Origin of the sequence: Candidatus Palauibacter sp. (assembly GCF_965216145.1) — a bacterium.
In the GTDB taxonomy this organism is placed as follows: Bacteria; Gemmatimonadota; Gemmatimonadetes; order Palauibacterales; family Palauibacteraceae; genus Palauibacter.
Map to the genome: position 1 here is coordinate 3,303,816 of NZ_OZ244149.1, position 22,204 is coordinate 3,326,019.

The 22,204-nt window shown below is 69.1% G+C and carries 28 protein-coding genes, 1 tRNA gene and 1 other RNA gene; 22 read left to right on the forward strand and 8 right to left on the reverse strand.

Annotated elements, in window-relative coordinates; translation table 11 throughout:
• The first annotated feature begins 18 nt into the window (after window positions 1–18).
• Window positions 19–750, forward strand: coding sequence for a DNA repair protein RecO (gene recO, locus ACOOHF_RS14095; protein WP_419935463.1), 732 nt, complete (start codon window positions 19–21; stop codon window positions 748–750).
• Window positions 751–757: 7 nt separating this feature from the next.
• Window positions 758–2,653, forward strand: a complete 1,896-nt coding sequence (selB, locus tag ACOOHF_RS14100; RefSeq protein ID WP_420462158.1) for a selenocysteine-specific translation elongation factor — start codon at window positions 758–760, stop codon at window positions 2,651–2,653.
• 3 nt (window positions 2,654–2,656) lie between these two features.
• Here selB and ACOOHF_RS14105 read toward each other — a convergent pair whose 3' ends face one another.
• On the reverse strand, window positions 2,657–3,013 hold the full coding sequence (locus tag ACOOHF_RS14105) for a hypothetical protein (RefSeq protein WP_419935465.1): 357 nt from the start codon (window positions 3,011–3,013) through the stop codon (window positions 2,657–2,659).
• Between the two features lie 50 nt (window positions 3,014–3,063).
• Window positions 3,064–3,516, reverse strand: a complete 453-nt coding sequence (locus ACOOHF_RS14110) for a PTS sugar transporter subunit IIA (RefSeq protein ID WP_420462159.1) — start codon at window positions 3,514–3,516, stop codon at window positions 3,064–3,066.
• Window positions 3,517–3,690: 174 nt separating this feature from the next.
• On the opposite strand from ACOOHF_RS14110, the gene ssrA reads away from it, so the two are divergent.
• Window positions 3,691–4,059, forward strand: a transfer-messenger RNA (tmRNA) gene (ssrA, locus tag ACOOHF_RS14115).
• A 74-nt stretch (window positions 4,060–4,133) separates the two neighbouring features.
• Window positions 4,134–4,607 carry a GreA/GreB family elongation factor gene (locus ACOOHF_RS14120; RefSeq protein WP_419935467.1) on the forward strand — a complete coding sequence of 158 codons (474 nt, stop codon included), beginning with the start codon at window positions 4,134–4,136 and terminating at the stop codon, window positions 4,605–4,607.
• On the opposite strand, the gene ACOOHF_RS14125 is transcribed toward ACOOHF_RS14120, so the two are convergent.
• From ACOOHF_RS14125 to ACOOHF_RS14135, 3 genes are all read right to left on the reverse strand, one after another.
• Window positions 4,608–5,588, reverse strand: a complete 981-nt coding sequence (locus ACOOHF_RS14125; RefSeq protein WP_419935468.1) for an MlaD family protein — start codon at window positions 5,586–5,588, stop codon at window positions 4,608–4,610. It abuts the gene before it with no gap.
• A 78-nt stretch (window positions 5,589–5,666) separates the two neighbouring features.
• Window positions 5,667–6,509: an ABC transporter ATP-binding protein gene (locus tag ACOOHF_RS14130; protein ID WP_419935469.1), complete on the reverse strand. Its 843-nt coding sequence runs from the start codon at window positions 6,507–6,509 to the stop codon at window positions 5,667–5,669.
• A 20-nt stretch (window positions 6,510–6,529) separates the two neighbouring features.
• Window positions 6,530–7,321 carry an MlaE family ABC transporter permease gene (locus ACOOHF_RS14135; protein WP_420462160.1) on the reverse strand — a complete coding sequence of 264 codons (792 nt, stop codon included), beginning with the start codon at window positions 7,319–7,321 and terminating at the stop codon, window positions 6,530–6,532.
• A gap of 207 nt (window positions 7,322–7,528) precedes the next feature.
• On the opposite strand from ACOOHF_RS14135, the gene ACOOHF_RS14140 reads away from it, so the two are divergent.
• From ACOOHF_RS14140 to ACOOHF_RS14150, 3 genes are all read left to right on the forward strand, one after another.
• Complete coding sequence (locus ACOOHF_RS14140; RefSeq protein ID WP_420462161.1) at window positions 7,529–7,918, forward strand: RidA family protein; 390 nt, start codon at window positions 7,529–7,531, stop codon at window positions 7,916–7,918.
• 12 nt (window positions 7,919–7,930) lie between these two features.
• Window positions 7,931–8,026, forward strand: a tRNA-Sec gene (locus ACOOHF_RS14145).
• Between the two features lie 86 nt (window positions 8,027–8,112).
• Window positions 8,113–8,532, forward strand: a complete 420-nt coding sequence (locus tag ACOOHF_RS14150) for a hypothetical protein (protein WP_420462162.1) — start codon at window positions 8,113–8,115, stop codon at window positions 8,530–8,532.
• 39 nt (window positions 8,533–8,571) lie between these two features.
• On the opposite strand, the gene ACOOHF_RS14155 is transcribed toward ACOOHF_RS14150, so the two are convergent.
• Window positions 8,572–9,315, reverse strand: a complete 744-nt coding sequence (locus tag ACOOHF_RS14155; RefSeq protein ID WP_420462163.1) for a UDP-2,3-diacylglucosamine diphosphatase — start codon at window positions 9,313–9,315, stop codon at window positions 8,572–8,574.
• Between the two features lie 102 nt (window positions 9,316–9,417).
• Between ACOOHF_RS14155 and ACOOHF_RS14160 the strand changes: the two genes are divergently transcribed.
• The 15 genes from ACOOHF_RS14160 to hemC all read left to right on the forward strand — a co-directional run bounded on the left by ACOOHF_RS14160 (window position 9,418) and on the right by hemC (window position 21,285).
• A complete protein-coding gene (locus ACOOHF_RS14160) occupies window positions 9,418–9,864 on the forward strand; it encodes an acyl-CoA thioesterase (protein ID WP_420462164.1) in 447 nt (148 codons plus the stop codon).
• Window positions 9,865–10,518: 654 nt separating this feature from the next.
• The gene (lptE, locus tag ACOOHF_RS14165; protein ID WP_420462165.1) at window positions 10,519–11,031 is read left to right on the forward strand and encodes an LPS assembly lipoprotein LptE; all 513 of its coding nucleotides are present in this window, start codon (window positions 10,519–10,521) and stop codon (window positions 11,029–11,031) included.
• Between the two features lie 186 nt (window positions 11,032–11,217).
• Window positions 11,218–11,694, forward strand: coding sequence for a Na+/H+ antiporter subunit E (locus ACOOHF_RS14170; RefSeq protein ID WP_420462166.1), 477 nt, complete (start codon window positions 11,218–11,220; stop codon window positions 11,692–11,694).
• Window positions 11,691–11,972: a monovalent cation/H+ antiporter complex subunit F gene (locus ACOOHF_RS14175; RefSeq protein ID WP_419935477.1), complete on the forward strand. Its 282-nt coding sequence runs from the start codon at window positions 11,691–11,693 to the stop codon at window positions 11,970–11,972. The genes ACOOHF_RS14170 and ACOOHF_RS14175 overlap by 4 nt, the downstream gene beginning before the upstream one ends.
• The gene (mnhG, locus tag ACOOHF_RS14180; RefSeq protein ID WP_420462167.1) at window positions 11,969–12,280 is read left to right on the forward strand and encodes a monovalent cation/H(+) antiporter subunit G; all 312 of its coding nucleotides are present in this window, start codon (window positions 11,969–11,971) and stop codon (window positions 12,278–12,280) included. The genes ACOOHF_RS14175 and mnhG overlap by 4 nt, the downstream gene beginning before the upstream one ends.
• A gap of 83 nt (window positions 12,281–12,363) precedes the next feature.
• Complete coding sequence (locus ACOOHF_RS14185; RefSeq protein WP_419936838.1) at window positions 12,364–12,858, forward strand: DUF4040 domain-containing protein; 495 nt, start codon at window positions 12,364–12,366, stop codon at window positions 12,856–12,858.
• On the forward strand, window positions 12,855–13,277 hold the full coding sequence (locus ACOOHF_RS14190; protein ID WP_419935479.1) for a Na(+)/H(+) antiporter subunit B: 423 nt from the start codon (window positions 12,855–12,857) through the stop codon (window positions 13,275–13,277). The genes ACOOHF_RS14185 and ACOOHF_RS14190 overlap by 4 nt, the downstream gene beginning before the upstream one ends.
• Window positions 13,274–13,645 (forward strand): cation:proton antiporter subunit C, encoded by a 372-nt coding sequence (locus ACOOHF_RS14195; RefSeq protein WP_419935480.1) that lies wholly within the window; start codon window positions 13,274–13,276, stop codon window positions 13,643–13,645. The genes ACOOHF_RS14190 and ACOOHF_RS14195 overlap by 4 nt, the downstream gene beginning before the upstream one ends.
• Complete coding sequence (locus tag ACOOHF_RS14200; protein ID WP_420462168.1) at window positions 13,645–15,123, forward strand: monovalent cation/H+ antiporter subunit D family protein; 1,479 nt, start codon at window positions 13,645–13,647, stop codon at window positions 15,121–15,123. Before ACOOHF_RS14195 ends, ACOOHF_RS14200 begins: the two co-directional genes overlap by 1 nt.
• Window positions 15,120–16,583, forward strand: coding sequence for a monovalent cation/H+ antiporter subunit D family protein (locus ACOOHF_RS14205; RefSeq protein ID WP_420462169.1), 1,464 nt, complete (start codon window positions 15,120–15,122; stop codon window positions 16,581–16,583). Before ACOOHF_RS14200 ends, ACOOHF_RS14205 begins: the two co-directional genes overlap by 4 nt.
• An 8-nt stretch (window positions 16,584–16,591) precedes the next feature.
• Window positions 16,592–16,888 (forward strand): hypothetical protein, encoded by a 297-nt coding sequence (locus ACOOHF_RS14210; RefSeq protein ID WP_419935482.1) that lies wholly within the window; start codon window positions 16,592–16,594, stop codon window positions 16,886–16,888.
• The gene (locus tag ACOOHF_RS14215; protein ID WP_419935483.1) at window positions 16,878–18,587 is read left to right on the forward strand and encodes a Na(+)/H(+) antiporter subunit D; all 1,710 of its coding nucleotides are present in this window, start codon (window positions 16,878–16,880) and stop codon (window positions 18,585–18,587) included. The genes ACOOHF_RS14210 and ACOOHF_RS14215 overlap by 11 nt, the downstream gene beginning before the upstream one ends.
• Complete coding sequence (locus ACOOHF_RS14220) at window positions 18,577–18,996, forward strand: PaaI family thioesterase (protein WP_420462170.1); 420 nt, start codon at window positions 18,577–18,579, stop codon at window positions 18,994–18,996. Before ACOOHF_RS14215 ends, ACOOHF_RS14220 begins: the two co-directional genes overlap by 11 nt.
• 4 nt (window positions 18,997–19,000) lie before the next feature.
• Window positions 19,001–20,329 (forward strand): zinc-binding dehydrogenase, encoded by a 1,329-nt coding sequence (locus ACOOHF_RS14225; RefSeq protein ID WP_420462171.1) that lies wholly within the window; start codon window positions 19,001–19,003, stop codon window positions 20,327–20,329.
• The gene (hemC, locus tag ACOOHF_RS14230) at window positions 20,326–21,285 is read left to right on the forward strand and encodes a hydroxymethylbilane synthase (RefSeq protein ID WP_420462172.1); all 960 of its coding nucleotides are present in this window, start codon (window positions 20,326–20,328) and stop codon (window positions 21,283–21,285) included. The genes ACOOHF_RS14225 and hemC overlap by 4 nt, the downstream gene beginning before the upstream one ends.
• Here the strand turns inward: hemC and ACOOHF_RS14235 are convergent.
• Both ACOOHF_RS14235 and ACOOHF_RS14240 read right to left on the reverse strand, forming a co-directional pair.
• Complete coding sequence (locus ACOOHF_RS14235; protein ID WP_419935490.1) at window positions 21,275–21,910, reverse strand: HmuY family protein; 636 nt, start codon at window positions 21,908–21,910, stop codon at window positions 21,275–21,277. The genes hemC and ACOOHF_RS14235 overlap by 11 nt on opposite strands.
• A gap of 5 nt (window positions 21,911–21,915) precedes the next feature.
• A complete protein-coding gene (locus tag ACOOHF_RS14240; RefSeq protein WP_419935491.1) occupies window positions 21,916–22,122 on the reverse strand; it encodes a hypothetical protein in 207 nt (68 codons plus the stop codon).
• Window positions 22,123–22,204 lie beyond the last annotated feature (82 nt).

A 22,204-nucleotide genomic window follows, 5' to 3' on the forward strand; every position in this document is an offset into this window, starting at 1 on the left:
GCCGGAGCAGCGAGACGGGTGAGCCTCGTCACCACCCGCGCGGTCGTCCTCCAGACGTACCGGTACAGCGAAACCAGCAAGATCCTGCGGCTGATGACGTGGGAACTCGGGCCGTGCTCGGCGCTGGCTCGGGGAGCCCTGCGTCCGAAGAGCCGCTTCGGAGGTTTGCTCGAACCATTCGTGGAGGGGGAGGCGACGTTCTTCACGAAGGACGGGCGCGACCTGCACACGCTCTCGAATTTCGAACTGGTGCGAGTCCGTCGTGGACTCGACCGGTCCATCGAACTGTTCACGGTCGCCTCCGTCCTGTGCGAACTCGTGATGCGACTCGCCCCCGAGCATCGCGACATCGAACTCTACCGGATGTTGACGCGGGGCCTCGACGGGCTGCACCGAAAGGTGCGGGAAGGCGATCCGGCGGGCGGTCTGGAGCATGTATGGGGGCTCGTCGACACGCTCGGCTTCCGACCCGAACTCGATCGGTGCGTCGGCTGCCGGCGGCTGATCGGCGGCGGGTCCGTCCGCTTCGATTTCGCGGCCGGCGGACTCCGGTGCGCGTCGTGCGGACCCGGCGGCCCGCAACTCACCCCGGGCGAACTCGACGCCCTTCGAAGGCTGGTGGAGGGGCTCCCCGCCGCGGACGCCGGATCCATCGGGAACCAGGGACTCTGGCTGGCCGAGTTCATCCGCCACCACCTCGCCGAAGGCGCCACGCTGAAATCGCTCCCCTTCCTGAGCCGCCTCACGTGAAGGCGTCGTGAGCGACCGTCGCGGGATCGTCATCGGGACGGCCGGCCATGTGGACCATGGCAAGACGGCCCTCGTCCGGGCGCTGACAGGGATCGAGACGGACCGCTGGCTCGAGGAGCGCCGCCGAGGACTCACGATCGACCTCGGCTTCGCGCGGCTCGATCTGGATCCCGACCTCGAGACGGGCATCGTCGATGTCCCGGGCCACGAGGATTTCCTCAAGAACATGCTCGCCGGGGCGACGGGGATCGACGTGCTGCTCCTCGTCGTGGCGGCGGACGAGGGGCCGATGCCGCAGACGCGGGAACACCTCGCGATCGCGCGGCTCCTGGACGTGAAGAGGGGGGTCGTAGCCCTCACCAAGAGCGACCGGGTGGACGCCGAGTGGCTCGAACTCGCGACCGAGACGACGCGGGAACTCCTGGATGAGGACTCCGCTCGCGCTTCCTGGGAGATCGTCCCCGTATCCTCCGTCACGAGGGAGGGGATCGAGACGCTTCGAAGCTCCCTGCAGTCCCTGGTGGCCGGGGTTCAAAGGCGGAGCGAGGACGATCTCTTCCGTCTCCCGGTCGACCGGTCGTTCTCCATTCGGGGTACGGGGACGGTCGTCACGGGCACGGTGTGGAGCGGGTGCGTGCGCGTGGGCGATACACTGCGCCTCTTCCCCGGGGACGCGTCCGCACGGGTACGCGGCCTCCAGGTGCACGAGGATCCCCGGCCACAGGTGGCGGCGGGTCGGCGGTGCGCCGTCGCGCTCGTCGGCGTCTCGGCGGACGCCGTGGAGCGAGGCAGCGTGCTCGTCGACCGTGCGGAATGGAGGCCGAGCGACCGGCTCGGCGTGCGCCTGCGGGCGCTGGGGGCTCGCGACCGGCCGCTCACGCACGGCCAGCGCCTGCGCGTCTACCTCGGAACCCGCGAAGTCATGGCCCGGTTGCATACCGCGGACCGGGCACCGATCCTGCCGGGCGAAGCCGCCTGGGCCGTACTCGCGCTGGAGGCGCCGCTGCTCGCCCGGGCGCGCGACCGGGCGATCCTCCGCTTCTACTCGCCGGTGTCGACGATCGGCGGGGTGCGCATCGCGGAACTCGATCCGCCGCCCGACTGGCCGGAGCGGACGGCCGCGTGGCGCTGCGTGCTCGATGGCACCGCCGCAGAGGCTCTGACCGCGAGCGTAAGGCTCGAAAGACTGCTCGGTCTGCTCGTGGCGCCCGCGCCGGTAAGGCTCGGCCGCCCCGCCGCCGAGTTGGAGGCCGCGGCCGACGAGGCGGGTTGCGTGCGCATCGGCGCCCGCTGGTTCTCGGCCGAAGCGGCGGACGAAGCCATGCAGGCCGTGGAGCGGGCGGTCGCACGCCTGCACGCGGCCGACCGCCGCGCCGCCGCCGTGTCGAAGGAGGCCGTGCGGTCGGCTCTCACCGATGTTTGCGATGGCGAGCTGGTCGAGCGGGCCGTGCGACAGCTGCTGGCGGAGGGCCGCCTGGTCGAGAGCGGCCCCCGCCTCGCGCTTCCCGGCCACCTCCCGCGGCTCACCGAGGCGGAAGAGGCGGCGCGCGACCGACTCGCCGCGATGATCGTGGAGGCCGGTCTGCAGCCGCCGCTCGTGACCGAGTTGGGCAAGACGCTCCGACTCGCACGCCCGCTCCTCGACGACCTGCTCCGTCTCCTTCGGGAGGCCGGAACGACGAGGGCCGTCACCCCCGAACTCCACGTCTCCGTGGCGGCGCTCGAAGCCCTCGAGGCGCGCGTGCTCGAACTCCTCGCCGACGGCGCGCCGTCGGGGCCGACCCGCTTCAAGGAGGCGTTCACCCTGTCGCGCAAATACCTGATCCCGCTGCTGGAATTCCTGGACCGGGAAGGCGTGACGCGGCGGACGGCCGAGGGGAGGGTGCTCGCGGCCCGCAGTTGAGGGTCAGTCCAGGTGGTACAGGAAGCAGCCGCAGTATTCGCAGGAATCCACGCGCAGATTCCGGTCCGCTTCGGAAGCCCGCGCCGTCGAGAGGGCCACGAAACACCCATAGCAGATCCCGTTCAGGACGGGCGCCACGACGCGCGGGGCGCTGTCGGCGATCCGGTGGTAGCGTGCACGGACACCGCGGTCCAGACGCCCCTCCAACTCTTCGACCTTCTCGTCGAGCGATCGAATGGCGTCCTCGATCTTGATGTCGAAGACGTCCGCCTCCAGATCCGTGAGGGTGCCATCGGCGAGACCGCGGCGTTGCATCCGAAGGTCCTGGATCTCGAGGAGCAGCTCGAGTTGCGGGTGCATGGTGATTTCAGATCTCCTGCCGCGGGCGATCGGGCGCTGTGGGGAGGGACTCAGACATCCTTCGAATCCAGCAGCTCGATGAACTCTTCGGGCGTCGAGAGCTCAGCGAGCGCCTCCGGCACATCGGGCTCCTTGCTGAACTGCGCGATCTTCCCCAGGACCGGCAAGTATTGGTTGGAGACCTCGAGCGGCGGGGCGACGATCAGGAAGACGTACCGCACCGGTTTCTCGTCGATCGCCTTGAAGTCGAGGCCCGACAACTTCCGCCCGAAGGCGACGCGCAACCGTGTCACCACGAGGGATCGGCAGTGCGGAATCGCGATGCCGCGCCCGATCCCGGTGGACCCGAGGTTCTCCCGTCGCTTCAACATCTTGAACAGGATCCCCTCGGACTTCTCGTCGAGACCCAGACACGACACCAACTCCTTCAGGGCCTCGTCCTTCGTTTCGGCCGCCAGGTCGAGCTTGATGGCGGACGGTACGAACAATTCTCGAAGATGCACTTGGATCTATAGTCTCCTCCCCGCGAACCCGCGGGGACAATCGGTGCTGATCGGCAAACTCGACCGGACCCGGCGAGCGCGAGCTTCGAGTATACCCGTGGCGCTTTCCGGCTGTCAAAGAATCGGCGCAACTTGCGCGCGACGCGAAGAGAAACGACCGTATAACGTACGAACGGGGGCGACATGGCTTCGACGCGTGAACTGGAAGCCGCGGAAGCGTGCCGAGGTGCCCGGGGCCTCGTAAAACACCGGGAAAACTTCAAGTGCCGACGAAGGATTGGCTCTGGCTGCGTAATACTGCGTAGCCCGTCTCCAGGAGGTCCGGGCCCGAGGACCTCCTGGCGGACGTCGACAAATCGGGCTGGCCATCCGGGCGGGCCGTGAGCCTGGGTGGCGAGACGCGGCGCAAGCCGTAAGCGCGGCTGGTCCCGGGAGGGGTTGTTCGTGAACCCGTACGGGACGAGACCTGATCGCGAACTACGCACGTAGATGCCGTGGCGGATGGGCTCGCGGACGCGGGTTCGATTCCCGCCGCCTCCACTCGGCCCGGGGCGTCTCCCCTCAGGGGAGCGCCTCGGCTTTTTTTCGGCCGGCCCGCGAGAGTCGAGGAGGTTCGGATGATCGAGGAGCTTCAGCGGAAGATCGGGGAAGAGGCGGAGACGCTTCTCCACGAACTGAACGTGATCCTCCCCGGAGAGATCGAGAAGGCGGTCGCGCAGGGCGACCTCCGGGAGAACTCCGAGTACACGGCGGCGCTCGAGCGGCAGGGTTTTGTGCGCGCGCGGCTCGACTACCTGGCGCGGCGGATGTCGCAACTCGGCGAGCTCGACATCGAACATGTTCCGACCGACCGCGTCGGCTTCGGGTCGAAGATCCGGGTGAGGGATGTCGCGGACGACGAGATCGAGTGCTTCACCCTTACGATCGGTGACAACATCGACTTCGACAACAACGACATCTCGATGGAGTCGCCCATCGGCCGCGCACTGCTGGGCAAGAAGAAGGGTGAGTCCGCAAGCGCGATTCTGCCGGCCGGCGCACGCGAGTTCGAGGTCATCGACTTCGAGACCCTGCACGACCTCCAGCAGTAGCTAGAAGACCCTCACGGGGGGGATGAACCTGCCCGGGTTCGCCCGCACCTCCGCGAGGAACGCGTTCAGGTCGACCACGACCTTGAGCAACTCCTCGTACAGCAGGTCCTCTCCGATCAGGCGGCCGATGGCTCCCTCGCCGCCTTCGATGAGACCGAGGAGCGAGTCGGCCCGGGTGGCAGAGGAGGCGAGAGCCCGATAGAGGGAATCGGAGGCAAGCAGTCGCCCCAGCGTCCCCTCGCCCGACGCCATCGCCCCGGTCACGGTGTCGAGGCGCGCCGTCGCGGTGAGGAGCCGCTCGTAGATGACCTCGTCGCCGAGCAGGCGGCCCAGCAGGCCCTCGCCTTCCGCGACCGGACCCAACACGGCCCCTAGCTGCGCGTTCAGCTCCACCAGGCCCTCGTAGAGCGTCTCGTCCACGAGGAGTCGGCCCAGCGAGCCCTCGCCGTCCGAGACGCGCGCCAGCGTAGCCCCGAGGCCGTTCGAAAGGTCCGTGAGGCTCCGCACGGCGTCGGCGGCCTCGCCGAGGAGTTCGTCGAAGCTCAGCGCCGGCGCGGATTCGACGGTATCTCCGGGTGCGAGCACGGCGAAGTCGGCGGAGCCAGGTTCGATATCGATGATCCGGTCTCCGAGCAGCCCCAACGTCCGCACGCGGGCGCGTGAGTCGTGCCGAATCTGCTCTCGCACCGACACGTTCACCCCCATCCAGATCGCGATCGCCATGTCCGATTCTCCGCGGGTGGCCGGAGGGATGAACTCCACGCGTTCCACCTGGCCCGCGTTGCGCCCGGCCACCTGCACGACCGCCCCGGGCTGGAGCCCCGAGGCCGACTCCATCAACGTGACGAGCCGGTACCGTTCCGAGAACACGTCCCCGACCTCGCCGATGAAGAAGACGCCCACGGCGAGCACCACGAGTCCGAAGATCAGGACGATCCCCACCCGGATCTGATCCCACGTAATCGGTTTGGATCGTCTCATCGTCCGGCTCCGTCGTCCTGACGACAGGTCTCTCGGGTCGTCTCGCCCCGTCCGGCGCGGGGTCCCTCCGCGCCGGTGCTAGCTCCGAAACTCCCGAACATAGCGGTCATTCGACCCGTGCATCTCCTCGGGCGTCCCCTGGAAGATAATCTCTCCGTCCTTCAGGAGCGCGGTCTCGGTCGCGATCCGCGAGGCGGAGCGCACATCGTGCGTGACGACGACCGCACAAACATGCAACTCGCGGCGGAGTTTCATGATCAACTCGTCGATCGTACGGGTCGTGATGGGGTCGAGGCCGCTCGTCGGCTCATCGAAGAGGAGAATCGGGGGTTTGTGCACGATGGCGCGTGCGATGGCCACCCGCTTTCGCATGCCTCCGGAGAGTTCGGAGGGCAGCAGCCCGAGGACCTCGGCCGGCTCCAGATCGACGAAGGACAGGACCTCCCCCACCCGCTCGAGGATCTCCTCCTCTCCGAGTTCGGTGTGCTCGTACATCGGGAAGGCGACGTTGTCGAACACGTTCAGCGAATCGAACAGCGCCGAGCCCTGGAACACCATGCCCATCCGTTCACGCAGCGCGAGCGCTTCGATTCGCGAGACCGCGCTGATGTCGCGGCCCTCGATGAGGACCTCGCCGCGGTCGGGGAGGAGCAGGCGGAGCATCAGGCGCAGGACCGTGGACTTTCCGACCCCGGAACCCCCGAGAATGCAGAGCGTACCCCCCCGGGCCACGCCCAGCGAGACCCCGCGAAGGACCTCGTGCCTTCCGAAGGAGAGCCACACATCCCGCAGTTCGACCTCTTCCGGCCGCTCCGGGGCGCGCCGCTGCATCCCCAGTTCGCGGCGGATCTCTTCGCGAAGTTCGGCCTCGAAGGCCTCCGTCCCCGGCTCCGCTCCGCCGGGGCTCGGCCGGTCGCTCATTGGGTCGCTCGGCCGGTCGCTCATTGGGGAAAGATGACGATGTGGATCTGGGTGATGAAGTAGTCCGCGGCGAGGACGAGGATCGACGTGGTGACCACGGCGTTCGTCGTCGCGCGACCGACCCCTTCCGTGCCGCCCTGCGTCCGCAGCCCGTGGAAGCAACTCGTGAGCGCCATCAGGCCGCCGAAGACCAAGGGCTTGGCTAGCCCCTGGACCAGATCGGTGGGGATCACCCCGAGCACGAAGCCGCTCTGGGCGAGGTTGTCGTACAGCGACGTCAGATAGAGCTGCGGCGTCAGGCCCAGCTTGAGGACGGCGATCAGGAGGCCTCCGATGATCGCGACGAGGTCTCCGATGATCGTGAGCACGGGGAGCATCACGAGGGCGGCGAGGAAGCGGGGCGCGACGAGCTTGCGGACGGGATCCACGCCCATGGTGCGCAGCGCATCCACCTGTTCGGTCACCCGCATGGCCCCGATGGCCGCCGCCATGCCGGCCCCGGCCCGCCCGGTCACGATGAGCGCCGTGAGGACCGGGCCGAGTTCGCGGATCGTGCTCGCGCCGACGAGACGTCCGATGTAGATCTCCGCCCCGAAACGCGCCATCTCGAACGAAGCCTGAAGGGCCAGCACCATGCCCGTGAAGAGGCCGGTGAGTATGACGATGAAGAGGGAGCCGACCCCGATCGTGTCCATCTGCTGAACCAGGTCGGCCCGGTAGAACGGTTGGCTCACACAGGCTTTGAGCAGCCGCAGGGCAAGAGCGAAGTAGGCCTGTACGGAGAGCGCGATGCCGACGACGGCGTCGCGCACGAGTCTTGCCGCAAATCGTCTGGCGGAGGCCTCCGGCACGTTGCTTGGCGCTCTTCCGGGGATAGACGTATCTTCGCCCGACCGCCAGGACGCGCTCGAACGCAACATCCGCCTCCAGCGGGGGCGTACGGGCGAGGTTACCCGTTCCCACCACTGCGATGCAAGCAGCCGCAAGCCGACCGAGCGCCCCCGAAAGGAGCCATGCCGATGCAGACAGGACCGGTCCACACGGATCACGCCCCCGCGGCGCTGGGCCCGTATTCGCAGGGATACTGGGCCGGCGAGTTGTTCTACTCGGCCGGACAGGTCGGGCTGGATCCTGACACCGGCTCGATGGTGGGAGCCGATATCACCTCCCAGGCCGAGCGGGTGATGGCGAACCTGCGGGCGGTGCTCGACGAGGCGGGCCTCACCTTCGCCGACGTCGTGAAGACGACGATCTTTCTGTCTGACATGGGGGATTTCGGCGCTGTGAACGAGATCTATGCGAGGCACTTCGATCCGCCGTACCCGGCGCGCTCCACCGTGGCCGTGGGCGCGCTCCCGCTCGGGGCCCGGGTCGAGATCGAGGTGATCGCGCGTGCGCATCCCGGCTGACGACGGATGAACGGGAGCGGATGGTGACTGGTGTCGCCTGCGGTCTTCAAAACCGTTACGGGGCGTTCGCGCGTCCCGGGTGGGTTCGATTCCCACACGTTCCCGCCATCTTCGTTCTGCTGTGCTGCCGCGTCGCGGGTCCGGGGCCGTTGTCGGCACAGGATCCTCCACCCCCGCAAGCGGCGGTCGACACGGTGGCGACGGCCGACACGGTCGCCGTCGCGGACACCCTGACGGCCGAGCAGCGCCCGCCGATCTCTCCCCTCGGCGCCTTCGGCCGCTCCCTGGTCCTGCCCGGCTGGGGGCAGTTCGAGGTCGGGCAGCCGTCGCGCGGCGCCTTCTACTTCACGGCCGAGGCGGTCTTCCTGTTCATGGTCTTCAAGTCGGACGCGCGGCTCTCGGCGGCGAAGGAGGAGATGCCTCAGAACGAGGAGCGGATCTCGAACCGCACCGGACAGCGCGAGAACTGGATGGCCCTCGCCGGATTCATCGCCTTCCTGAGCGGCCTCGATGCCTGGGTGTCGGCCCAGTTCTGGGACTTCGAGCCCATCGTCGCTCCGCCGCTCGATGGGTCGGTGGGCGTGACCGTCGGCTTCAGGGTGGCTCTGCCCTGACGTCTGGCGGGTCCCGCGCCGGCGGGCCGTCGGGCGTGCTCAGCCTCCGCCCGGGCCCGTGTAGGACTCCAGTCGGATCTCTGTCGGGGTGACGACGGCGAAGCTGTTGTGGTGCAGCCAGTCGCCGGCATTGAGGTAGAATCGGCCCGGCGCCACCTCCGACACTTCCGGTCTGTGCGCGTGGCCGAACACGACGAGGTCGACGTCGGCGTTCGCGGCCAGCACCTCGCGCGCGCAGGCGGCGAGCCGGTCCGCGCGGGGCGAGTCTCCGCCCTTCTCGCGGGCCTGGGCCCGTTTCGTGCCGCTGGCAAGCCGCGCGAGCGGCACCCCGAGATCCGGGTGGACCCAGCGAAACAGGCCCGACCCCCAGCGACTGCGAGCCGCCCACTTGAGTGCGCGGTAGCCCCGGTCCGCGCCGCCGAGGCCGTCCCCGTGCGCGACGTACGCGCGCCGCCCACCGACGGTGAGCCGCACCGGCCCGTCAAGGACCTCGATCCCGACTTCGTCCCGCAGGAAGCTCCCGCCCCATGCGTCGTGGTTTCCCCCGATGAAGCGGATCGCCATGCCGCGTTCGACCAGCGCGCGGAGCCGGGCGAGGGCGTCGAGCTGCCCGCGCGGCACCACCTGTCGATACTCGAACCAGAAGTCGAACAGGTCCCCGTTGATGAGCAACTCGTCGCCCCAGCGGTGCGCCTCGGCGAGGAACGCGAGGAAGGCCCGCTCGTTTTCCGCCGCCACGGCGCCGAGGTGGATGTCGGACACGACCACGGTGCGCTCGAACATGCGCCGAAGCTCGTCGGGCGGGGCACGACGCGTCAAACCGGAGGGAAGCGGGCGGAAGCCGGCGTCTCGGCGCCCGCTGCGGGGCACACATATGTTGGACGGATGCGACCGATAGACGCCGCCGGGACGGTGGAGGTCCGGGTCCGCTACGCGGAGACCGACCAGATGGGCCGGGCTCACCACCGTCACTACCTCGTGTGGTGCGAACTGGGGCGGACCACGCTCATGCGGGCGCACGGCATGTCCTACGCGGAAATGGAGCGAGACGGGCTCCTGCTGCCCGTCTCGCGGGTCGAGGTCGAGTACCGCGTGCCCGTCGGCTACGATGAGCGGGTGCGGATCCACACGCGCCTCGAGCGGGTGCGGAGCCGGGAGATCGTCTTCGCGTACCGGATCGCGCGCGCGGGGGACGACGCGACGCTCGCCCGCGCCCGGACTTGGCTCGTATGCGCGGATGGCCGGGGCCGCCCCCGGCGTTTTCCGGAGGATGTGAAGCGGCGGCTGGGGGAAATCGTGGCGGTCGCCGCCGGGGAGGAGTCGGCCGCGTGAGGCACGTTCCGGGGCGGGCGCTGTGGCCCGTGCTGCTCGGAAGCGCGGCCTGCGCCGGGGGCTTCGAACTGGGCGCCCCGATCGCCGACGCGGAGGAGGTCGCGCGCCGGGCCCGGGCGGCGTCCGGTACCGAACAGCCGACCCGGGTCGTGTTCGAGTGGGAGTACGCCGACGAGCGGGGCAGCTTCCAGGGCGATGGGGTCGCGCGCGTGAACCCCCCGGACCGCTTCCGGCTTGACCTCTTCTCGACGGGGGAGGGAAGCCTGCAGGCGACCCTCGTCGACGGAGATCTCGCGACCTCCGGGGACCTCGAGGGCGTCGAGTTGCCCCCCAGCGTCTTCCTTTACGCGATGGCGGGCGTGTTCCGGCCGGGGGACGCGCCCCCGACGAGCGGGTTCGCGAGCGACGACCTGCGGGTACTCGAGTTCGAGGCCGGGGAAGGGAGGAGGCGCTACTTTCATCTCTCCGGCGACCGCCTGACCCGGGTCGAGGAGTGGCTGGGGCCGCGGCGCGAGCGCTGGATCGAGTTGGACTGGGGGGCGGATCCCGCCTGGCCGAGCGAGGCCGAGTACCGGGATGCGGTGGAAGAGACCGGGGTCCAGTGGCGGTTGGTGAGCGCGACGGCGGAGTCGCGGCCTTACGAGGAGAGGTTCTATGTGTTGCCGAATCCGATCCGGGATGATGATCGGGCTCGCGGTCGTCGCGGCGCTGGCGGGTTGCTACAGCTTCTCCGGCGGCGGCGGTCTGCCCAGCCACCTGCGCACCGTCTACGTGGCCCCGGTCGAGAACGAGAGTACCCAGTTCGGGCTCGCCGAGTCCCTGTCGCAGGAACTCCTCACCGCAGCGCGCCAGCGTCTCGGCCTGCGCCTCGCCTCCGAGGGGGAGGCGGACGCGGTCATCACCGCGCAGATCCGCAGGTATGCGGATGAAGCGGTCAACTTCAACGCGGTCGACGGGGTGGGCGCGGACGTATTCCAGCGCCGCGTGACGGTGAGCGTCTCGGTGGAGATCCTCGACGTGGCGGAGAACCTCATCATCTGGAGCACGCAGAGCCTGACCGGCACCGGGGAATACCAGCCCGGCGACGAGACGGAGGAGCAGGCCCTGATCGTGGCGCTGGAGAACCTCGTGCAGCAGATCGTCGATGGCGCCCAATCCCAGTGGTAGACTGACCGGCGACCCCGGGCCCTCGGGCGGCGACCCCTCGCGCTCGCGCGAGAGGTTCGCCATTCTGTCGTCGACCGACGCGGGCAGTCCGAACGTTCACTCAGCTTCCGACCGCCACATGCCGCCAACCACTCGAGCCGACGGGTCCTTCGCCCGACTTCACAAGCCGTCGCGCAGGGGCCGCGCGTGAAGTACATCGCCGGGCTCGTCGTCGTCATGGCGGCCGTGTGGCTCCTCTGGTCGGGCCACTACGACCCACTGCTCCTGAGCTTCGGTGCCGTCTCGCTGGCGCTCGTCCTCGCGATCTCCATCCGGATGCGGATCGTGGACGACGAAGGCGCGCCGGTCCAGCTGCCGCTCGGGCTCGTCCTCTACCTGCCGTGGCTCTTCCTCGAGATCGCGCGGGCGAATGTCGACGTGGCGTTGCGCATCCTGAGGCCCGGGCTGCCGATCAGCCCGCGCGTGTTCACGGTGCGGGCCGGACAGCGCACGGATGTCGGCCGGGCGATCTACGCCAACTCGATCACGCTCACGCCCGGCACCGTGACGATCGTCACGGACGGCGACGAACTGACCATCCACGCCCTCACGCGCGAGGCCGCCGACGGTGTCCTCACGGGCGAGATGGACCGGCGCGTCGCGCGCCTCGAGGGGTCCGGATGATCCTCGCCGCCGCCGTCGCCGCCATCATCGTCACGATGGGACTCGCACTCCTCCGGGCCGCGCGGGGACCCACCGTCTTCGACCGCATCCTGGCGCTGAACATGTTCGGGACGAAGACGGTGCTCCTCATCGCCGTGATCGGGTTCGTCACCGGCCGCCCGGACTTCCTCGACCTCGGGCTCGTGTACGCTCTCATCAACTTCATCGGCGTGATCGCCGTGCTCAGATTCTCGAAGTACGGGACCTTCGCCGACCAGGACGGCGAGGAGGCCACATGATCCTCGAGATCGTGAGCGCCGTCCTCGTGCTCGCCGGCGCCCTCTTCGCGCTCATCGGGGGGATCGGGCTCCTTCGCCTCCCGGACTTCTTCTCCCGCATCCACGGCGCGGGGCTCACGGACACGCTCGGCGCGGGGCTCATCCTCATCGGGCTGATGTTCCTCCCTCCGCACGGGCTCGTGACCGCGAAGCTCGTTGCGATCCTCATCTTCCTCTGGATCACGAGCCCCACGTCCACGCACGCGCTCGCCAACGCGGCGCTCGGGGCGGGGCTCCGGCCGCGGGTCGACGAAACGGAGGACGCGTGATCGAGTCGGTGGCGCTCGAGGTCCAGATCGTCACGGCGCTCCTCCTGACGCTGCTCTGCCTGACGGCGATCGCCGTCGTGCGCATGCGGGGCCTGTTCGCGGCGGTGATGCTGATGGGCATCTTCAGTTTCCTCGGGGCCGGCTGGATGCTCCTGCTCGATGCCCCCGATGTCGCCTTCACGGAGGCGGCGGTCGGCGCCGGGATCTCAACCATCCTCGCGCTCGCCACGCTCGCGCTCACGACCCGCAGGGCGAAGCGGCCCGTGCGCCCGTCGGCGCTCCCGCTCGCCGTCGTCACCATCACGGGCGCCGCGCTCGTGTACGGCACGCTCGACATGCCGCACTTCGGCGATCCGGAGGCGCCGGCCAGCAACTACCCGCACCCCTCCTACGTCGAGCGCACCGAGGAGGACATCCACATCCCGAACGTGGTCACCGCGGTGCTGGCCAGCTATCGGGGCTACGACACGCTGGGCGAGACGGTCGTCATCTTCACGGCCGGGATCGCGGTGCTGGTCCTCCTCCGGGGCAGCCGCAAGCGGCGGCCGATCGATGTGGGTGAGGAGGACGCGGCATGACCTACTACACGATCCTCCGCGTCGTGAGCAAGCTCCTGATCCCGTACGTCCTCCTGTTCGCCCTCTACGTGCAGTTCCACGGCGACTACGGGCCCGGGGGCGGCTTCCAGGCGGGCGTGATCTTCGCGGCCGGTTTCGTGCTGTACGGGCTGATCTACGGGCTCACGGAGGTGCGACGCGTCGCGCCCGCCCGCATGATCGAACTCCTCATCGCGAGCGGCGTCCTGGTGTTCGCCGGGACCGGCGTCGTGACGATGCTCCTCGGCGGGAACTTCCTCGAGTACGGCGTCCTGGCCCCCGCGCACCCCTCGACGGGGCAGCATTACGGCATCCTCGTCGTCGAGCTGGGCGTCGGGATGACGGTGGCCGCAGTGATGATCGCGATCTATTCGACCTTCGCGGGACGGGGACGCGCATGATGGAATCCGTGCTCGATTCCGTCCTCGGCCTCTACAACTACTGGGTCGTCATCTTCCTGATGATGACGGGGTTCTACATCGTCATCTCGCGCGGCAACCTCATCAAGAAGGTCATCGGCCTCAACATCTTCCAGAGTTCGGTCTTCCTCATGTACATCACGGTGGGGAAGGTGTCGGGCGGGAGCGCGCCGATCGTCGCCGAGGGGATCGAGGTCTACAGTAATCCGCTCCCCAGCGTCCTCATCCTGACCGCGATCGTCGTCGGCGTGGCGACGACCGCCGTGGCGCTCGCGCTCGTGGTGCGCATCCGCGAGGCGTACGAGACGATCGAGGAGGACGAGATCCAGGCGCAGGACGGGGCGCGATGATGGGCGGACATTTACCCGTCCTGCAGGTCATCATCCCGCTCATCGCGGCGCCCCTGTGCATCATCCTGCGCCGCCGCGCGCTCGTGCTGCCGTTCGCGATCGGCGTGTGCTGGGTGACCTTCGCGGCCTCCGTCGCCCTGCTCGGCGACGTGCTCACGACCGGCACCATCACCTACGAACTCGGGGGCTGGTCCGCGCCGTGGGGGATCGAGTACCGCGTCGACGCGTTGAGCGCCTTCCTGCTGCTCTTCGTGTCGGGGCTCGGCGCGCTCGTCCTCACGTACGCCCCGCGCAGCCTGGCGGACGAGATCCCGGCTTCCCGGCACTACCTGTTCTGCACGCTCTACCTGCTCTGTCTCACGGGCCTGCTCGGGATCGCGATCACCGGAGACCTGTTCAACGTCTTCGTCTTCCTCGAGATCTCGGCGCTCTCCTCCTACGCGCTCATCGCCCAGGGGGGGCGCCGGCAGGCGCTGCCGGCCGCCTTCCAGTACCTCGTCATGGGGACGATCGGAGCCACGTTCATCCTCATCGGCATCGGTCTCATGTACCAGATGACGGGGACGCTGAACATGGCGGACATGGCCGCGCGGCTGCCGGCTGCCGAGGGCAGTCGCACGGCGCTCGTCGCGTTCGGGTTCCTCACGGTGGGGATCGCCCTCAAGATGGCGCTCTTCCCGCTGCACGTCTGGCTGCCGAACGCCTACGCGTACGCGCCGTCCGCCGTGAGCGCCTTCATCGCCGCGACGGCGACCAAGGTCTCCGTCTACATCCTCCTCCGCTTCATGTTCAGCGTGTTCGGCCTCGAGTTCTCGTTCGAGGAACTGGGGCTCGGACGCGCGCTCATGCCGCTCGCGCTCGCCGGAATCGTCATCGCCTCCACGGTGGCGATCTTCCAGCGCAACGTGAAACGGATGCTCGCCTATTCGTCGGTGGCCCAGATCGGCTACATGGTGCTCGGGATCAGCTTCGCCACCGCGACCGGGCTCACGGGCGGCATCGTGCACCTCTTCAACCACGCGCTCATCAAGGGCGGCCTGTTCATGGCGATGGGATGCGTCATGCTGCGGCTGCACTCGGTCGACCTCGATGACATGGCCGGGATCGGGCGCGTGATGCCGTGGACGATGGCTGCCTGGACGCTGGGTGGTCTGGGGCTCATCGGAGTGCCGGCCACGGCCGGCTTCATCAGCAAGTGGTACCTGATCCAGGCGGCGCTGGAACAGGACGGGATGCTCATCGCCGGCATCGTGCTGTTCAGTTCGCTCCTCGCGCTCGCCTACGTGTGGCGGGTGGTGGAGACCGCGTTCTTCCGGGAGCCGAGTGAGCGGGCGCTCGAGGCGCGCGAGGCGCCGCTCTCGATGCTCATTCCGACCTGGGTGCTGCTCGGGGCGACCGTCTTCTTCGGCATCTATACGACCTATTCGGCGGGTATCGCCAGGCAGGCGGCCGAGGCCGTGCTGGGAGGTCTCCCGTGAGCGGAATCGTCCCGCTCTACATGGCCTTGCTGATTCCGCTGGCCGGCGCCGTGCTCATCGTGGTGCTCGGCCGCTGGCCCAATGCGCGGGAAGCTGCCACGCTCGTCACCGGCGTGGTGCTGTTCGGGTTCGTCATCTCGCTCATACCACACGTTTCCGGCGGCGCCAGCCCCGCAGTCCTGCTTGCGTGGGTGCTTCCCGGTCTCGGCCTCGTTCTGAGACTGGAACCGCTGGGGCTGCTCTTCGCCCTCGTGGCGTCCGGCCTCTGGATCGTCACCTCGCTGTATTCGATCGGCTACATGCGGGGGCACAACGAGGCGCACCAGACGCGCTTCTACGTCTGCTTCGCGGTCTCCATCTGCGCGGCCATGGGCGTGGCGCTCGCCGGGAACATGTTCACGCTGTTCCTCTTCTACGAGGTCCTGACCCTCTCGACCTATCCGCTCGTGTCGCACCACGGGACGCCGAAGGCGATGAAGGGGGCGCGCACGTACCTCGGCGTCCTCGTCACGACCTCCGTCGGCTTCCTCCTGCTCGCGGTGGTGTGGACCTGGGTCCTCGCCGGCACGCTCGACTTCCGCGAGGGCGGGATCCTCGCCGGCCGGGCGAGCGATTCGGTGCTGCTCATCCTGCTCGCGCTGTATGCGTTCGGGACGGGGAAGGCCGCGCTCATGCCGTTCCACCGCTGGCTCCCCGCCGCCATGGTGGCGCCCACGCCGGTGAGCGCCCTGCTGCACGCGGTCGCCGTCGTGAAAGCCGGCGTGTTCACTATCATGAAGGTCGTCGTCTACATCTTCGGCCTCGATCTACTGACCACGACCGGAATCAGCGTGTGGCTCATGTACGCGGCCGGGATCACCGTGATCGTCGGGTCACTCGTCGCGATGGCGCAGGACAACCTCAAGCGGCGGCTCGCCTACTCCACGGTGAGCCAGCTCTCCTACATCGTGCTCGGGGCGGCGCTCGCCAACGCGTGGGGCGTGATCGGCGGCAGCATGCACATCGCCATGCACGCCTTCGGCAAGATCACGCTCTTCTTCTGCGCCGGCGCGATCTACGTCGCGGCCCACAAGACGGAGATCAGCGACATGCGCGGGCTGGGCCGGGCGATGCCGATCACGATGGCGGCGTTCCTCATCGGCGCCCTCAGCGTCATCGGCGTCCCCCCGCTCGGCGGGAGCTGGAGCAAGTGGTACCTCGCGCTCGGGGCGCTGGACGCGGGCCAGATCGTCTTCGTCGCCGTGCTCATGATCAGTTCGCTGCTCAACATCGCGTACCTCATACCGATCCCCATCCGGGCCTTCTTCTCGAAGCCGGCCGATGGGTCGGAGCCGCCGCGCTTCCACGAGGCGCCGGCGTTCTGCGTGGCGGCGCTCTCGTTCACGGCGCTCGGCTGCATCGCCCTCTTCTTCCTCGCGGACGATGTGTATCGCCTGCTCGCTCCCCTGGGCGGAGGTTAGTCATGGCCATGGCCCCGGAAAGACCGGACACGGGCGGACGGAAACACTACTTCGACGATCCGAAGCGCTGGAAGAGGCTGATCGCGATCCTGTTCGTCGTGTGCGCCGTCGTCGTCGCGCTCGACGTCGTGAGTCTCATCCAGAAGGGGATGGGGTGGCACGAGTGGCGCCACCAGGAGCGCGACTGGGAGGGATGGCCGGGCTTCTACGCGGCGTACGGCTTCCTCGCCTACACGGCGATCGTCTACACGGCGAAGGCGCTGCGGAAGGGCGTCATGCGGGACGAGGACTACTATGATCGGTAGTCTCCCGGCCGGCCTCCCGCCCGCCGCGGTGATGATCCTCGGGGCGCTGCTCGTCCCGGCGTTCCGGGGGCGCGCCCGCACCGCCTGGGTCCTCCTCCTGCCGGTGGCCAGCCTCATCTGGCTGGTGTCGCTCGGGGAAGGGGAGTTCGGGCGGATCTCGATCTTCTCGTACGAGCTGACCCTCGTGCGCGTGGACGGGCTCAGCCGGCTGTTCGGGTGGCTGTTCCACATCGCCGCCCTCATCGGCCTCATCTTCGCCCGCCGCGCGGGAAGCGCGCTCGAGGACGCTTCGGCGCTGATCTACGCCGGCGCCGCGATCGGGGCCGTCGGAGCGGGCGACCTGATCACGCTGTTCGTGTTCTGGGAACTGCTGGCGCTGAGTTCCGTCTTCCTCGTGTGGGCGCGCGGCACGGAGCGCTCCTACCGGGCCGGGATGCGCTACCTCATCGTGCAGGTCGGGTCGGGGGTCATCCTCCTGGCCGGGATCATCGCCCACGCGCGGGCGACGGGGTCGGTCGCCTTCGACCATCTGGGGACGGGGACGCTGGGGACGAACCTCATCCTCCTCGGGGTCGGCATCAAGGCGGCTTTCCCACTCCTCCACAACTGGCTCACCGACGCCTATCCCGAGGCCACGTACAGCGGCGCCGTCTTCCTGAGCGCGTTCACGACCAAGGTGGCGGTGTACGCGCTGGCGCGGGGGTACGCGGGGACCGAACTCCTGATCTACGTCGGCGTCCTCATGACGCTGTTCCCGATCTTCTACGCCGTGATCGAGAACGACCTGCGCCGTGTGCTCGGCTACAGCATGATCAACCAGATCGGCTTCATGGTGTGCGGCGTCGGGATCGGCACCGAGCTGGCCGTGAACGGAGCGGTGGCCCACGCCTTCAACGACGTGCTCTTCAAGGGGCTCCTCTTCATGTCGATGGGGGCCGTGCTGTACCGGACCGGCACCACGAAGTGCAGCGACCTGGGCGGGCTCTACAAGAGCATGCCGAAGACGGCGGGACTCTGCATCGTCGGCGCCGCGTCGATCTCCGCCTTCCCGCTGTTCAGCGGCTTCGTGAGCAAGTCGATGGTGATGGCGGCGGCCCTCGAGCAGAACCTCGATGTCGTCTGGCTCTTCCTCCTCTTCGCTTCCGCCGGCGTGCTCCACCACGCGGGGATCAAGATCCCCTTCTACGGCTTCTTCGCGCCGGACTCCGGGATTCGGGTCAAGGAGGCCCCGCGGAGCATGCTGATCGCGATGGGGATCGCGGCCTTCCTGTGCGTCTTCAACGGGAGCTTCCCGCAGCTGTTCCTGTATCCGAACCTGCCCTACGAGGTGACCTACATACCGTTCACCTCCGCGCACGTGATCAGCCAGGCCCAGCTGATCTTCTTCGCGGTGCTGGCCTTCGTGTGGCTGAGGCTGTCGGACCGCGAGCCGCACGAGTTGCCGTCGACGAACCTCGACGCGGACTGGTTCTATCGCCGGCCGGGCAAGGCCCTGGCGCTCGGCGTGGGGCGTCTCGCCTGGGCCCTGCGCGGCGGTGTGGCGGAACGCGGCGTGGCGACGGCCGCGAGCGCGGTGGGATCGGCCCGGCGGTACATGGGTCCCGGCGGAGTGCTGGCCCGCACCTGGCCCACCGGTGCGTCCGTGATCTGGGTGGCCGTTCTGCTCGGCGTCCTGCTCCTGCTCTACTATGCGAGGTAGGGGAGGTGACGCCTCTCCCCGGACCCTGATCGAGTCCATCCTCGCGGGCTCCGAGGCGATCGTCGCGCTCGGGGTCACCCTCGAGGAGCTGGGCGAGGACACCGTGGTCCTCAGGATGACGATGCGGCCCGATCTCACCCGCGACGGCACGATCTATCACGGCGGCCCGGTCGCGTCGCTGATCGACATCGCCGGGGACATGGCCGTGGCGGTGCGGGCCGGGGGCGGAGTGCCCACCATCTCGCTGCGGGTCGACTACCTGCGTCCGTGCACCGGTCCCCGGCTCCTCGCCACGGCCCGCCTGCGGCGCTACGGCCGCACCATCTCGGTGTCGGACGTGGACGTGCGCGACGACCAGGGCCGCCTCTGCGCGGTGGGGCGCGGGACCTACTCTTCCATCGTGGGGTGATGCGGTGAAGGCCGTGCTCTACGATCGCCACGGAGACGTGGACGAACTCTACGTCGGCGATGTCCCAACTCCCGAACCCGCCTCCGGCGAAGCCGTCATTCGTATTCGGGCCTGCGCGCTGAACGGCTTCGACCCCATGATGCTCGGCGGGACCACGGGGCTGCGGGTCCCTCTCCCCATGACCCCGTGCGGCGATGCGGCGGGAGAGGTGACGGGATTCGGCCCGGGGACGGACGCGGCCGCGTGGGAGGTCGGGGACCGGGTCATGATCGACCCGGTGATCGAGGGCCGGGGCATGCTCGGCGAGAAGGCCCCCGGCGCGGCGGCCGAGTATCTGGCCGTCCCGCTGGAGAACCTGGTACGGATCCCCGAAGGGGTCTCGTTCGAGCAGGCCGCGGCCCTTCCGGTCGCGTACGGGACCGCGCTCCGCATGATCGAGGAGCGCGCCCGGGTGCAGCCGGGTGAGACCGTGCTGGTGCTCGGCGCGACGGGCGGCGTCGGCTCCTGCTGCGTCCAGCTCTGCAAGCGCATCGGGGCGCGGGTCATCGCCACCGGGGGGTCCGCCCGGAAACAGGAGTGCCTGCGCGCGCTCGGGGCCGATCATGTGCTGCCCTCCCGCTCGACCGAGATGGTGAGGCAGGTGCGAGAGATCGCGGGCCGACCCCGTTACGGCGACCCGGACGCCGGCGGCGTGGACGTCGTCATCAACTACATCGGGGGGGCGACCTGGGCCGCCAGCCTCAAGGTGCTGCGCTACCAGGGTCGCATGGTCACCTGCGGGGCCACCGCGGGTTACGACCCGCCCACCGACATCCGATACATCTGGAGCTTCGAGCAGACGATCATCGGATCGGACGGGTGGAGCCGTGAGGGACTGACGCGGCTGCTGGACATGGTGGCCGCGGGCGAACTCGAGCCCGCGATACATGCCGTCCGACCGATCGGACGAATCCGAGCGGCGATGCGCGAACTCACGGCGCGGGGGTACCACTTTCGCGGCCGCACCGACGATATGTTCAACTCCGGCGGGGAGAACATCTATCCCAAGGAGGTGGAGGATCTGCTGCTGTCGCATCCGGACGTTCTGGACGTGGCCGTCGTGCCTGTGCCTCACGCCGTGAAGGGCGCGGTTCCCGCGGCCGTGGTCAGGGTGGTCTCGGAGTCGGCGGTGACGGCCGAGGCGCTGAAGCGGTACACGCTGGAACGGGGTCCCGCCTATGCGCACCCCCGGCGGATCGTGCTGGTGGAGGAGATGCCGCTGACGGGAGTGGGAAAGGTCGACCGGGCGGCGATTCTTGAGGTGCTGGGGCGGGCGGGAGTGGGCGCGGAGTGAGGCAGTTGGTCATCGGTGCCCGACGGTCTCCGCTTTCCCGCGCGCAGGCCAGGTGGGTCGGGGAGCGGCTGCGCGGACGCTGGCCCGACCTGTCCGTCGACTACGACTTCATCTCCACGGCCGGGGATCGCGACCGGAAGACCCCCCTCCCGGCGATCGGGGGCAAAGGGCTGTTCACGGAAGACCTCGAGCGGGCGCTCCGGGAGGGGCGCATCGACGTCGCCGTGCATTCGCTGAAGGACCTGCCCGTCGAGGCGCCCGAAGGGCTGACGCTGGCGGCGGTACCGGCTCGGGAGGACCCTCGCGACGTACTCGTGGTCGCAAGCTCCCTGGTCCCCGCCGCGGGCCGCCCCGGCGGGATGGAGGCGTTGCGGCGGCTGCCGGCCGGGGCGCGTGTCGGTACGTCTTCGTTGCGGCGGGCCGCCCAGCTGCGCGCTTGCCGGCCCGACGTCGAGCCGCTTCCCGTCCGCGGCAACGTCGACACCCGGCTCCGCAAGCTGAAAGAAGGTGGCTTCGAGGCACTCGTATTGGCGGCCGCGGGGCTCCGCCGTCTCGGCCTTCGGCCCCCTGGGGCCTGTGTCCTGGGAGAGGACTGGCTCCCCGCGCCGGGGCAGGGCGCGCTCGGGCTACAGTGCCGGGCCGTCGAGGACGCCGCCGCCGCGTACGTCCGGGCGCTGGACCACCCCGTCGCCCGCGCCGAAGTCACCGCCGAACGGGCCCTCCTGGCTGCCCTCGAAGGGGGCTGCCGCGTGCCCATCGCCGGCCGCGCCCGGCGAACCGGGGATGGGCTGCGGCTCGAAGCGGCGGTCTATGACGTGGGTGGTGGCCCGCCGATCGAGGATGCCGCGTCGGGACCGGTGTCCGAAGCGGCCCACGTGGGTCGACGCCTGGCGGGACGCATGCTGGAAGGGGGCGCGGCCGCCCTCGTGGCGCGCGCCCGCCGGCTCAGCCCGTGAGGCGGCGCGTCCCGTCCCCCTGGTATCCGTACAGGAGGGTCACGCAGCCCGGCGTCGCCTGCGGGCAGTAGTAGCTGAGGATCCTGAGCTTGGCGTAACGCCCCTCCGCCGTCCGGATGACGTACGTCTCATCCTTCGGTTCGAGGAGGTGAGAGAAGAACCCGTACTGGTACCAGCGCTCGAGCCCCGGCGTGGCGGCACCCTCGTCGACCGTTCCATCGGTGGTCGCGTAGCCGGCCGCGGGCGCCTCGGTCACGGCCGCCCACGGCGCGCTCGTGGCGATGGCTCCGCCGGCCCCCGCGTATCCCGCCCCCCCGTTCACGATGATGTGATACCGGTTGACCGCGAGGTCCCAGCCCGCCAGCGGCCCGTCGACCGCGCTCCCCTTGTCGAAGTCGAAATAGACCCACTCGGAGCCGTCGCGCGCGTCGACCGTCACGGTGTCCACCACGAAATGGTCCACGGGGGCCCGCGGAACGACCGGACTGGGCACGAAGGTCAGCGGGTCGGGCCGTACGAAAGAACTCGCAACCACGACGATGATGACGAGGAGGAAGATGACCCCGGCGAGATACAGCCCGAACGGCCGCCGTGCCCCGGCATTCTCCTGACTCTCCACGCGCACGGCGCCTACCGAAGCGTTTCCCTGTTCAGGAAGCGGGCCAGGTTGGCCAGGTAATAGGCCAGGGCCGCCGCTGCGAGGGCGAAGAAGACACCGAGGGAGAGGGGCCCGAGGCCGCCGCTGGCGGAGAAGATACGGAACTCCCACGCGGCGAACACCGCGCAGAAGACGATGGCCGTGGCGATGAGGAAGCGGTGAAAGCCGATGATCGACATGCGATGTCCGTTTTGGATAGCTCCGACCGACCCCGACATCGTACGATAACGGGATCGGGGCCGAAACTTCGCCGATGGCCGG